This window comes from Pseudomonas sp. KB_12, assembly GCF_052114545.1.
GTDB classification, from domain to species: Bacteria; Pseudomonadota; Gammaproteobacteria; order Pseudomonadales; family Pseudomonadaceae; genus Aquipseudomonas; species Aquipseudomonas brassicacearum.
Map to the genome: position 1 here is coordinate 42,779 of NZ_JBFREY010000036.1, position 12,427 is coordinate 55,205.

Genomic DNA, 12,427 nt, shown 5'->3' on the forward strand with positions numbered 1-12,427 from the left:
GGAGGACGGTTTATTCTGCTACCGGTGTTGTCGCCAGCAGCTCCTGCAGGGTTGCACTGCCAGTCGCCCCCAGGTCCTTTAACCGCGCCACGAACGTCGACACCGGGCGAGATTGCGCGGCGTTGAAGCCCAGGCATATCTCACCGCGCAAGGCCGGATCGGTGGAACACACGTCACGCAAGATCAAGCAGCGTTCACTGTCCGGATCGACAATGACCAGATGCGCCTGGACAATTTCGAACACGAGTTTTCCAGGCTCATCGAAAGCCCAGACCAACGTGCTTGCCGTGGCAGGTGGTTCATTCAGGGCATGTCGACAGTCGACAATGACCGACTCCAGCTTCAGCCACACTGCCCTTGTCAAATGGCAAGTCACCGCGCCTTGCCCCATGCGCAGGATCAACCGATTGACCTCGTCGGGAATCAGCGGCAAGAGATCGCGGCCGACCTTCTCCCCCTCGACCACCAGCACCTGCACGTTGCGCCGGACGTAATCGAACGGTCCGATGCTGCGTTTGTCCGGATAGATCAGCACCCGCCCATCCTGATGCTCGTGCAACAGCACGTTCACCTGCGCTTGCGTGCCCAGCAAAGTAAAGTCCCTGGGTAGGTTCCTGCCGGTGACCCGCAGCAGCCGGGCACTTTGCACGTCGTACCATTGCAGGCTTCCAGGTTCGGACTCCACCGACACGAACTCCGCATGTTGCACCGCGTCCAGCAACCGCTGGAGGGCTTCGATCAAGTGCTCACCTTGGGCGAGCACCCAGGCGTGGTTGACCCCGATGACGGTCGCCGTTTCCTGATGACCCAGCGCCAGCGACACGCCGTCCACGCTTGTCCCGCGCAATCCGCTACCTTCGGGCGTGACGTCGGCGAAGCTCCAGCCCGCCCACTCGCGCCGATAAGCCGGCAGACTGGCGCCTGGCAACAGTTGCGCGCCGGTGCCAAATGCCTGATCCAGTTGCAGTGGGTCGAAGAATGCCTGGCTCACGACTTCACCGCTCGATCGCTCGAACAGCCAGACCGACTGATTGTCGGGCGTCACGCCAAGCACGCGAACTTCCTTGTCGAACCCTGGATCGCACAACAGCAACCGGTGCTTCACGTACCAGGCACACAGGTTGCCGTCACCGGCGGCATTGCGCAGGCCGGCAATGGCGAAATCCTTGTCCGGATAGCGCTTGGCCAACGGCTCCAGCGCCTGCCACCACTGGGCACGGTCCTTGAGCCAGTGCTCACTCACGCCGGCAAACTGCAACGGTCCTTGTGCGGCCAGGTTGAAGAACCGTCCGTTTTCATCAAGCGCCACATAGCCCCCGTCGACGGCCAGGATCTGTTTGAGCCCCTCAGGCTGCACCCATTGCTGGGTCCACAGCGCTCTACCGTCGTACACGCTGCGTTGCAGTCGGCAGAGCGTCTGGTTGGAGGTGACTCGTTGGTACACGAAGAACACATCGCTGTCGTCGGCCATCGGCAATAGCAGCAACCCGTCCAGGTTCTTGATCGAGTCATCCCAGCCACGGGGATGAGGCATGGCGGGTTGCGCAAGGATCAGCCGTCGATCGCTGCTGCGAACCCACGCCAGGTCTCGGGAATCGGGCGCAATCGTCCAGCAGATCGAAACGTACGAAGCCGGTTGCCAATCGACGGTCGGCGCCCCGTTATTCGAAGGCCCGGGGGGCAACCGCAGAAAGTCGCCCAGTACGGACGACCACTCGGGCAGGCTATCGCTGGTCAACAGCAGCGCCTGCAGTTGCGGCGCGGTGTCGTAAGTGACGGAACTCAACAGCAATTGCCCGTCATGAATCAGGTAGCGGTATTGCCGGGTAGTTTTATTCTCGAAGAGGTATTCCTGCACCACATGAATCACGCCCTGAGCATCCGCCTCGACGCTGCGAACGGTGCTTTGGCCGTCCTGGATGAGCAACAGGTAACGGCGCTTGAGCAGGCCCGTGGCGCAATCCGTTTGCCATATCTGCAATTGCTCGGGGTCGTAGAAATACGCAGCCCCCCCCAGGACCACCGACAACTGCGGCTCACCGAGCACTTCCAGGTCGTCGCGAATGTAGAGGAAGCGGTCTTCGTGGGCGTCATACCAGGCGGTGGTGTAGCGCGGTTGCCCGGGCTCCTCGAACGGGATCAGGAAACGCTGGACCGGCGTATACGGCAGCGCCAATCGATGCTCCCGCGCCAGGTCCTTGTAGTGGTCAAGCAACGCCTGCTCATCAAGCCCCTCGGGCGCGGTCTGCTCGACCAGGTCCAGTTGCTGTTTACCCTGGGTGACGCTGAACAACTGGTCGGCCGTGCGGATCAGCACTTCCTGCCGGTCGCCGGAACGCCTGACATGGACGGAGCCGATGTACAGCTCGCCTGAAGGCTCGACTCGGATATCGCTTTCATTGGCCCAGGTTGCCTGCAATACCCAGCGGCAATACATCTGGTTCGGTGCGACAAGGCTGATATCAACCCCGGGATTGAGCGTCACGGTACAGCGCGCACCCGCGCCCCTGAGCCGATAGGACAACTTTCCGTGCCAGGCGTCTGGCAGCACGGGAATCACCAGCGTCCGCTCCAGCGCATCCAGGTTCACCCGGATGACCGTTTCGCCATACACCGGGTTCAGGCGATTGAGAATGTAGTCGGACGGAAACGAATAGAACGAGAACAAGAACAGCCAGGTGCCGTCCGCTTGCCTCTTCTCCAGCCGCCGGGCCGTGTCGAAGCCGCGATCATGGCGCAAGCGAGCAAAGGGCAGCGCCTTGTATTCATAGCCGTAAGTGGTTTGCGGCGTGCAGGGCAGCACGATGGGTTGTCCGCCAGGCGGGGTGAATCCGATCTGCCTGGGTAGCCCCAGCTCCCGGCGAATATCGATGGCCCGCGCGTCATCGGGATCGAAACCCGGCACACCGAAATGATCATGCAAGGGATACAGCCTTGGACTGTCGAGCTGCAACGTTCCGTCGTTCAGATCGATGCTTTTAATCAGCAGTGACGGACGTGCCACCCACGCGGCCAGCGTGTGATCGTAGCGGTAGGCGTCACCACGATAGGCCTGTTCCAGGTCGTCGAAAAACTGACCGACTTGCCGTGCCTCGCGAGCGATGGTGGCAAATCCCTGGGCCAGGGCGGCGACCCCTACCGCCACCCCACCCAGAATCACGCCCGCACCACCGAGCACCGCCGCAGCGGTCGATGCCCCGGCCAACCCCGCCCCGACACCGCCCGCCGTCAAGGCCAGGCTGGCAGAGTCGAATGTCAGCTGGGTACCGAATTGCGCTTTTTCGATGTCGTTTTGCGCAGTCTTCAACTGGTAGATATCGAAGCCGACATTGGCCAGCCCCAACACCGCGCCGACGCCCTCGTTGGCCGCATGCCCCAGCGCCTGGCCAACGACCGGCGCACACGTGCGGGCAATGAGCCGTTCTTCCGCCAGGGCTGTGCGGACCAACTGCACCAGCCCCGCCACATCCACGACATTGCCGTGCACCAGCTGCGCGTAGTTGACGTAGGCATGCAAGCGCACGGCAGTGGTCAAGGTTCGGTCATCCCCTTCCCGCCCGCGCAAGGCGTTCATCAAGGCCTGGATGGTGAAACCGGCGTTGAGGGTATGGACACTGTCGGCCTCGGTCGGATCCAGGACGCCACCGCTCTGCACAGGTTGGCGGGCCAGGGTCGAAAACTGTTCCGACAGCCAGTTCTTGATCCGCAACAGGCGCTGATCGTCGCTGAGCACCTGAACCGACTGTTGCGGTTGCGCGGGGTCGATCAGGCTCACCCGGTATTTGCCCTCGGGGGTGATTTCCAGCGTTTCGAACAAGGGCACCAGCGGCGTCGCCGAACCATGCAAGTCCTGCAAATCGACCGTTGCCTGGGCGATCTGCTGGCCCCACCAATGGCTGTCCAGCGCCAGCAAACTGCTGCCCAGGTGCGAGTTGTCGACCAGGGATTTTCCATAGGCCCTGTTCAAGCGCTGGCGAATCTCAAGCGCCGGTTTTCCTGGCAAGGGATCAGGCTTGAGCAGGTGCTCCACCGTGAAACCGTCAGACAGTTCCAAGGTCGAGATCTTTGCGCTGTGCAGGTCGATCAGATCGAATTGCGGTCGAGCTTCAGAACCATAGGCGACGTAATAGCGGGCCATGCCCTCGGTCTGGAAAAAGTGTTCCAGCGCACGTTGCAGCCCGTCCACATGATCAAATTTGCACAGGCCAAAGTTGGGGTCGAAAAAATGATAGCTGGCGCGTTCTCCGCTGGCGGTCTTGGCCACCAGCATCGAATGGTTGTCCGAGTTGAGCATCAGCGTACGGGGCGCGACGTGTCTTTCGAGTGCGGCAGTGACCTGGTCCAGGCTCGCCTGGCCAAGCCGCGTACCCACCTCGCCCAGCGACACGTCCCGCAGAGCTTCCAGGCTTTGCACAAAGGCCTGGGAGTCGGCTTGCCCGGGTTCGAGCACCGCCAGGAAGAAACGCTCGCGCAAGTGCCCGGAGGCGACGTCACCCTGGGCAAGCGCTGCACTCATCACCAACGCCAAGGGATAGCAGCGCCCACCAATCGCCTCGCCATCGCCGTTGAGCAGCAAATCCTGGGGGACCATTTGCACACCGGTGTGGCCGAATCCGTCCAGCACCTGCCCGGAGCGTTCGACCACTTGGAGGCGATGCTCAAGGGTTGCCACCTTCTGGATCCGTGCGACATGACGCCCCCACTGGAACAGCGTCCGCGCCTGTTTCAAAGCGGTTTTCTTCAGCTCCAGCGCGCTGTCGGACGACAGCGGCACATCCGCCAAATCGCTCGCCAGGCCGTTCATGAACCCTGGCGCCTTGCGCTTGAACAATTGCCGCTCGATGACTGCGTAACGGCCGGCCACAGCCTGTTCGGCAACGCTGTTGGCCAGGTTCTCCAGCGCGCTGGTAGCCGCGTTGAAATGCGGGTTATCCAGAGTCTCCAAGCCGAGCAGCACGCCCAGCGACAACCTTTGCACAGGGCTGGCCTCAATGACGCGCCGCAAGCCGCTGGCAATCTCGCCCAGTACGTCATCGATCCCCAGGCTTTGCATCTTTGCATCGCTCAGGAACACCGGAACCAGTGCATCGGCAGGCTGGTGCCGGATACGCTGGCGATCATCGAAGCTCAAGGGCAGCGGCTTGTCGAAGCGAATCTCACCATCGTGTCCCCGGCTCATCGCCTCGATGAACGGCTCGCCGAGCCCCTCGACCAAACGCTCCAGCACATCGGTCAGCAGCACGGCGCGGCCTTCGATCAGCGGCCAGCCCTGCTGGAACTCAACAGTCGAATGCTTGAGCAACTGGGCGATGTCGCCGCTGTAGCGCGTACGGTACTGACCTTCACGCCAGCGTGCCTGCTCGTCGCTGACCCATTTTTCGGGTTGGTTGCCATTTTCTTTCCAGGAGTGATCCTGCTCTTCTTCTGTGGCGCCATTGACCGTCAGGTGGGGAGCAATGCCCGCCTCCTTGTGTAAAGTGCTGGCAACTTCCGCGCTCAAGTGTGTGTTCGCATAGTCGGCCATGCCGTCGCGCATGGCGCCGGGGCCCGTCAGATGGACGGTTCCTTCGCTCTCGAAGCGAATGCCGTCGCCGAAGTGGGTCGCTACTCCCGATATTCGCGCGATCGCCCTGAGCACTTCGCCCATCGGCAGGCGGCTCAGCGGTCCATTGGTTTTTTCGAAGACTTCTTCCACCAGAGCTAACATCCCGGCAACGTCGCTCAATGTCACATCGCGCTGGGCGGCCAGTTGTACCGACGCTTCAATCAACTCGTGATTGGCGCACAGACGATCGATCACGCTTTCAAGCATCTCAGCGCCCGGATGGGCCATCAGGAAGGCATTGGATAACGACATTTCCATGCTCAAGGCCCGCAGCGCGAAAGGTCGGGCCAACCGCTCCGTCGGCAGCTCGAAGACCTCGCTCAAGCTTGGCCGGCTTCGCGCGTACGCTTGCAGTGCCGGCAGATGCTCGGCAGGAATATGCACGCGATAACGGGAGGAGGCCTGGCGGCTCGGCATCCATCCGGGGTTCTCGTTCAGCAGCAATTGCAGGGCCCCCAGACGGGCATCCTGGCCAAACCCGCTGATGTCGACGCCGCCCAGGGTGGCCGATAACGGCGGAAGGTGGTCGATATCGGTATAACTGCCACCTTCGGCAAACAGGACTTCAGCGCGTACCACATCCGAGGCTGCCGCCATATTGCCGAGCAAGCGCATCTGCCGGTCATAGACCTCCTGCAATTGCAGCGAAACTGCGCCGGCGGCAAGATCGCGCAACTTGAAGCCGTCCATGTCCAGGACACTGCGCCGATTGCGTTCCAACTGTTGGCGCAGCACTTGCGTATCCTGACCGTAGGCGCGGGTCAGTAAATCGATCCGGGCCTCATCGGCGGATCCGCCATTCGTTACCGCGGTATTGATATGGGCCTGCATCTGTTGTTTCAGAACCAGGGCATGTTCGTTGTACAGTGCCCCCAACTCGATTTCACTAATACGCACATCTACGTCGTGTAAAAAAACATTGGCCTTGGCGGCCTCGACAATAAGCTTATTGGTTTGCCAGGCCAGCAGTGCATCACTGTCATACCAAAGATTCAAGGTATAACCCTGCCGGGCCAACACCTGTCGCCATACATTGAGGTAATCGCGCTGAATGTCGCCAAGGCCACCGCCGAGCCAGACGAAGTGCAACGTCCTGGGCACCTCCGCGGGCAATTTTTTCATCTGCTCGGCACTGAACTGCAGGCGCGCTTCGTGCTGTTCGACTTTGTCGTATATCTGCGGCAGGTCTATCCCCGCCCTGGCAGGGCCAGAGATATGTGTCTCCTGGCTGCGCTTGACCCTGCGCGCGCCCACCAGCCTGGCCAGCGTCTGCTTCAAGAGCCCCAGTGGCTCGAGCAGCCTGTGGGAATCCGGCATGCCGATACAGGCAAAGTAATAACGGATGACCACGTCGTAGTGCTCATTGTTTTTGTAGGGCAACAGTGCCCGTTCGAGGTCGGCCAGTTTGAAAAGGCTGATGAAGCCGAGCGCACTGTCGCCTGTCTTGATGTTTGCTTCCTGCATAAAAAGACACTCCTTGGCCTGTTCCATTAAAAACAGGCCTATAACAACGCCGTCGCCAGCACGTGTTCTGGCGACCTATTGATTCAATTTAATATTTTGCAACCTGGCGACATCTAAAGCGTTTGCCAAGCACTGACAAGCGCACACCGACAACTTATCAGGCACGCAAACTAACGCTTGAAAACCAACAACTCAAATGGGAAGGCTTTCAATGCATTTCAAAGAAGGATCAAGACTGAAACTTGCTCTTTTATTTATACGGACGACAACTAAAGCGAAAGAATCGAATGCACGGTCCTGAGGGCGATGTTTCTCTTTTGTGGCGAGGGAGCTTGCTCCCGCTGGGTTGCGCCGTAGGAGCTGACGAGTGCAACGAGGCTGCGATCTTTCCACTGACAATTGAGTCGAGAGCAAAAGATCAAAATCAAAAGATCGCAGGCTTCGCCAGCTCCTACAGAGCCCAGCGGGAGCAAGCTCCCTCGCCACAGTAACGCCCCCACCACAGAACAGTGTCGCGGTTCAGGCCGGTTTAGCCCCATACCAGCGAGGCGTGTACACCCAGTTCCCACCGGATGCGCGCGGGAACACGCAGGTGGTGGAGGAGCCGATCAGGACCATGGTGCGCATATCCACCTGCTCGGCAGTGAGTTGCCCCAACGTGGTGACACGCAGGGTCTGGCCCGGACGACCGATGTCACGCCCCAACACCACCGGCGTCTCCGGGGTGCGGTGCTGGGCGACGATCTCCAGCGCGCGCCCCAATTGCCACGGTCGCGCACGGGAAATCGGGTTGTAGAAAGCCAACGCCAGATCGGCTTCGGCCGCCAGGTCCAGGCGTTTTTCGATGATCGACCAAGGCTTGAGATTGTCCGACAGCGACATCACGCAGAAGTCATGCCCCAACGGCGCACCGGCCTGGGCGGCGGTGGCGAGGGAGGCGGACACGCCGGGCAGGATTTCCAGGTCAACCTGGTGCCAGGCTGGGTCGCTGGATTCGTGCAACGCTTCAAGCACCGCCGCCGCCATGGCGAATACACCCGGGTCGCCGGACGACACCACGATCACCGAACGGCCTTGGGCGGCCAATTCAAAGGCGTGTCGGGCACGCTGCATTTCTTCGCGATTGTCGGTGCAGTGCAGCACTTGATCGTCGCGAAACGGGCCGGCCATGCGCACATAGGTTTCGTAGCCGAGCACATCGGTGGCCCGCGTCAGTTCGGCCTTCACCGCCGGCACCATCAGTTCGGCCGCGCCCGGCCCCAGGCCGATCACCGCCAGGCGTCCGCGTGGACGACCGATTTGGGCCACATCCAAGGGCTGCGCAGCAATGGCAATGGCCAGGTTGTCCGTCGCCGAAAGGATGTTCGCCGCCGGCATCGAACTGCGCGCCAAGGTGGCGGCATCGCCGGTCATCGCCACAAAGCGCAGCGCCACCCCGAGTTCCAGCGCCGCTTCACGCAAGGCCGTGCTGGCCATCAGCGTCTGCGCCGCCACCAGGCACGCCAGGCTCGGAAGCGCCACGTTGGCTTGCTGCAAAGCGGCACGAATGGCGCCCGGCAGATCAGCCACCTCGGCGCTCACCACCACCGCGACACTGCGCGGATAAATCAGCAGTTCATGGGCGCTCGCCTCACGCTCGGCATGGCCGACGTGGATCGTGCGTCGGGCTTGCGGGTCTTGCGGCAACTGCGCCTGATCCAGCCATGGCGCCGCGCCTTCGATGCGCACCGGCTCACCGGCCAACAGGTCGGAGACGAAGCGCTTGCCCTGCTCCAGGTCGCCGAGGCTGTAGCCGCTTGGCGGATTGAGCAGGCAGGTGCCAAAACGCAATTCGCCGCTGGTGGTAATCGCCGGCGCCACTTGCAGCGTTGCCGCGATCTCCCGGGCCATGACATTGACCCCGCCCAGGCCGCCCAGCAGCGGCACCACGGCGCTGCCATCCTCGGCCACCGCCAGCACCGGCGGCTCGACGCCTTTTTCCAGCAACAGCGGCACCAGGGTGCGGATGACAATGCCGGCCGCGCACAGGGCGATGATCGGTATGTTCTGTTGGTAGAGCTCACGCAACGTCGCGCCGAACTCGATGTATTGGCGATCCGCGCCCTCGACCCTTGCGGCCAGGCCGTGGATCACGGCTTCGGGATAGCGTTGCTGGATCCGCCGGGCCGTTGCGAGGCTGCCCGGGCCGAGGATGACGATGGCCGGCGCGGTAGAAGTCATCAACCCTGCCACCGTTCGCCCGGGACAATGATCAGCGAGAAGTACGGCGAAGACATCGGCTCGACGTCATCCAACGGCACGATTTTCTGGTTGGCCATGGTCGCCCGCTCGACATACAGCGCCCGCCCGTCCATACCCAATTCCTGAAGCACTTGGCGAACCTTGGGAAAATTGCGCCCCAGCTTCATGATCACCGCCGCATCGGCGTCGGCCAGGCGACGCTTGAGATCGTCGTGGGGCAGGACGCCGGAGAGCACCGACAGGCTCTGGTTGCGATAGACCAGCGGCGCACCGAGCACCGAGGCCCCGCCCAGCATCGAGCACACGCCAGGAATGACTTGGGCTTCATAGCGCTCGGCCAGGCGATCGTGCAAGTACATGTAGGAGCCGTAGAAAAACGGATCGCCCTCACAGATCACGGCCACGTCGCGACCGGCATCCAGGTGCACGGCCAACTGCTCGGCGGCGGTGTCGTAGAAGTCGGCGATCACCTGTTCATAGGACAGCGGCGCCGGCAGCGCTTCGGTGGTGACCGGGTAGACCAGCGGCAGCAAGGTCTGCGCGTCCTGCAAATGGGCCTCGATGATGCCAAAGGCGTTGCCCTTCTTGCCCTTGGCGACGAAGTACGCCACCACCGGCGATTCGCGCAACAGGCGCAGGGCCTTGACCGTAATCAGTTCCGGGTCACCGGGGCCCACGCCGAGGCCGATCAGACGTCCAGGCTGCTGCATCATTCAATCTCCGTAGCGAGGGCGTTGACGGCGGCGGCGGCCATGGCGCTACCGCCCAGGCGGCCTTGCATGATCACGAACGGCACGCCGCGGCTGTTGGCCGCCAGCATCGCCTTGGACTCGGCAGCCCCGACGAAGCCCACCGGAAAACCGAGGATCAGTGCCGGTTTCGGCGCGCCGGCATCGAGCATTTCCAACAGGTAGAACAGCGCGGTCGGCGCATTGCCGATGACCACGACGCTGCCTTCCAGGTGCGGACGCCACAACTCCAGCGCTGCCGCCGAACGGGTGTTGCCCAGTTCCAGGGCCAATGCCGGCACACCCTCGTCGCGCAAGGTGCAGATCACCTGATTGTTGGCCGGCAGACGAGCCCGGGTCACGCCTTCGGAGACCATCCGCGCATCACACAGGATCGGCGCACCGGCGGCCAGCGCCTGGCGCCCGGCCGTGCCCGCGCCCTCGGAAAACTGCAAGCCATCGATGGCCTCGACCATGCCGCAGGCATGGATCACCCGTACCGCGAGTTTTTCCAGGTCGGCCGGAATGCGCGCCAGGTCGGCTTCGGCGCGGATGATCGCGAAGGAGTTGCGATAGATCTCCTGACCGTCGCGGATGTAATCAAGCATCAAGGGGGCTCCGGGGGCGAGCGTCGAGCCAGTGGCCGAGCGCTTCAATAGTCAGATTGTGTGCCTGCAACGCGCCGAAACCCGGCAGCGTGGCATCGCGAAAATACAGGTCATAACGACCAGGGGCGACCGCCAGCAAGGTGGCGGGCGCGATATGGGCCGCCGCGCAGGAACGCGGGCAGCCCGACAGATGGACTTTCAGGGTCTGGCCCTGGCGTTGCAGCAGCTCGGCCAATTGACGAGCATCGGCCTTGGTGTCGGCCAGGGCTTTACCGCAGCCACTGGAGCCGGTGCAGGCGATGAGTTGTGCCAGGGGCTGATCGACCGAAACCAACAGGCCCAACCCCTCAAGCCGCGCCAGCACTTCGTCGGCGTCCTCGCGGCGCACGTTGGGCAGCAGCAGGCTTTGCCAAGGGGTGAAACGAAGGCTTGCGTCGCCCTTCTCCCGCGCCAATTGCGCCGCCTCCCCCAGCATGCCGGCGTCGAGTCGGCCAAGGGGCGCCGCCGCGCCGACGTAGACCCGGTCGTCGTGCTGGGGATGAACGCCGATGTGCAGTCCGTCGCTGGCCCCGTCCCGTTGCCAATCCAGGCAAGTTTGCAGCGGCACGCGGCGGGCCAATCGGCTCATGAATTCATCACTGGGGAGTTCAGCCAACAAGTGACGCATGCGGATCTGGTCCGGGCGCGCCAGGTCGAGGAACAGTTCCAGCACCGCCACCACCAAGGTATGCCCCTGGGCCAGGGGCACCCTGCCCGCCGGTTTATCCAATGGGCAACCGGCCAAGCCGAAGGCCAGCCAAGGCTCGCCATCACGGACCAGGGCCGACAGCCACAGGTCGTGGTGATGTTCGAGCATCGCCAACGCTTCGCCACCGTCCAGTTGCACGGCGAACTTGGCCGACAACTCGGGGAAGCGTTCGTGGGTTTGCAGAGTGAAGAGGATCTGCGCCGCCAACGGGCGGGTGTCGAACAGCATCTGCCGGTCGATCCCGGCCGAAGGGCTGAGCATCAGGTTGCGCACGTCATCGCCGGCCGCCTTGCGCGGACCAAGCCCGGCGGCCAGCAATGGCTGGATCAGCGCGTCGTGCCCAGGACCGATCCCGCGAATTTGCAGGTTGGCTCGGTTGGTCGCCTCGATCACGCCAGCGGCGAACCGCTCGGCCACCGACGCCACGACTTCGGCCTGATCCGCCTGGATGGCACCGCCATCGAGCTTGATCCGACAGATCCCACCGTCCAGCGCCTGGACGACACGCAGCAACCCCGGGCAACCGGAGGGGCGTACGACGTTGGAGGATGGACGTTCGTTCAAGGGAAAACCGACAAATAAGAAACGCCGCATCGGCGAAGGACCGCCATTATGCCTGCTTTGCCGGGGGTCATGAAAAGCTTGCCGGTCGGATTGCTGACGGCGGACACACAATTTCCGAACGTCCCCATTCCAAACTGGGGAGCGAGCCTGCTCGCGAAAGCGGTCTACCTGAGAAGATGATGTTGGATGGACCGCCGCCATCGCGAGCAAGCTCGCTCCCACAGAGGATTTGTGGCGGACCCGGTTTTGTGRACACCCTCAATCAAAACYGTGGGAGCGAGCCTGCTCGCGATAGCGGTCTGTCTGGAAAGATGATGTTGAATGGACCGCCGCCATCGCGAGCARGCTCGCTCCCACAGAGGATTGGTGGCGGACCCGGTTTTGTGAACACCCTCAATCAAAACYGTGGGAGCGAGCCTGCTCGCGATAGCGGTCTGTCTGGAAAGATGATGTTGAATGGACCGCCGCC

5 protein-coding genes are annotated in these 12,427 nt (G+C 62.4%); all 5 read right to left on the reverse strand.

Annotation, left to right across the window (positions count from 1 at the left end):
* Nucleotides 1-10 precede the first annotated feature (10 nt).
* Nucleotides 11-7,069, reverse strand: a complete 7,059-nt coding sequence (locus tag AB4Z20_RS23755) for a TcdA/TcdB pore-forming domain-containing protein (protein ID WP_442090686.1) — start codon at nucleotides 7,067-7,069, stop codon at nucleotides 11-13.
* Between the two features lie 519 nt (nucleotides 7,070-7,588).
* A complete protein-coding gene (gene cobJ / locus AB4Z20_RS23760) occupies nucleotides 7,589-9,289 on the reverse strand; it encodes a precorrin-3B C(17)-methyltransferase (RefSeq protein ID WP_442090687.1) in 1,701 nt (566 codons plus the stop codon).
* Nucleotides 9,289-10,020, reverse strand: coding sequence for a precorrin-2 C(20)-methyltransferase (locus tag AB4Z20_RS23765; protein ID WP_053185496.1), 732 nt, complete (start codon nucleotides 10,018-10,020; stop codon nucleotides 9,289-9,291). The genes cobJ and AB4Z20_RS23765 overlap by 1 nt, the downstream gene beginning before the upstream one ends.
* Nucleotides 10,020-10,646, reverse strand: a complete 627-nt coding sequence (locus AB4Z20_RS23770) for a precorrin-8X methylmutase (RefSeq protein ID WP_442090688.1) — start codon at nucleotides 10,644-10,646, stop codon at nucleotides 10,020-10,022. The genes AB4Z20_RS23765 and AB4Z20_RS23770 overlap by 1 nt, the downstream gene beginning before the upstream one ends.
* Nucleotides 10,639-11,988, reverse strand: coding sequence for a precorrin-3B synthase (gene cobG / locus AB4Z20_RS23775; protein ID WP_442090689.1), 1,350 nt, complete (start codon nucleotides 11,986-11,988; stop codon nucleotides 10,639-10,641). The genes AB4Z20_RS23770 and cobG overlap by 8 nt, the downstream gene beginning before the upstream one ends.
* Between the last annotated feature and the right edge of the window lie 439 nt (nucleotides 11,989-12,427).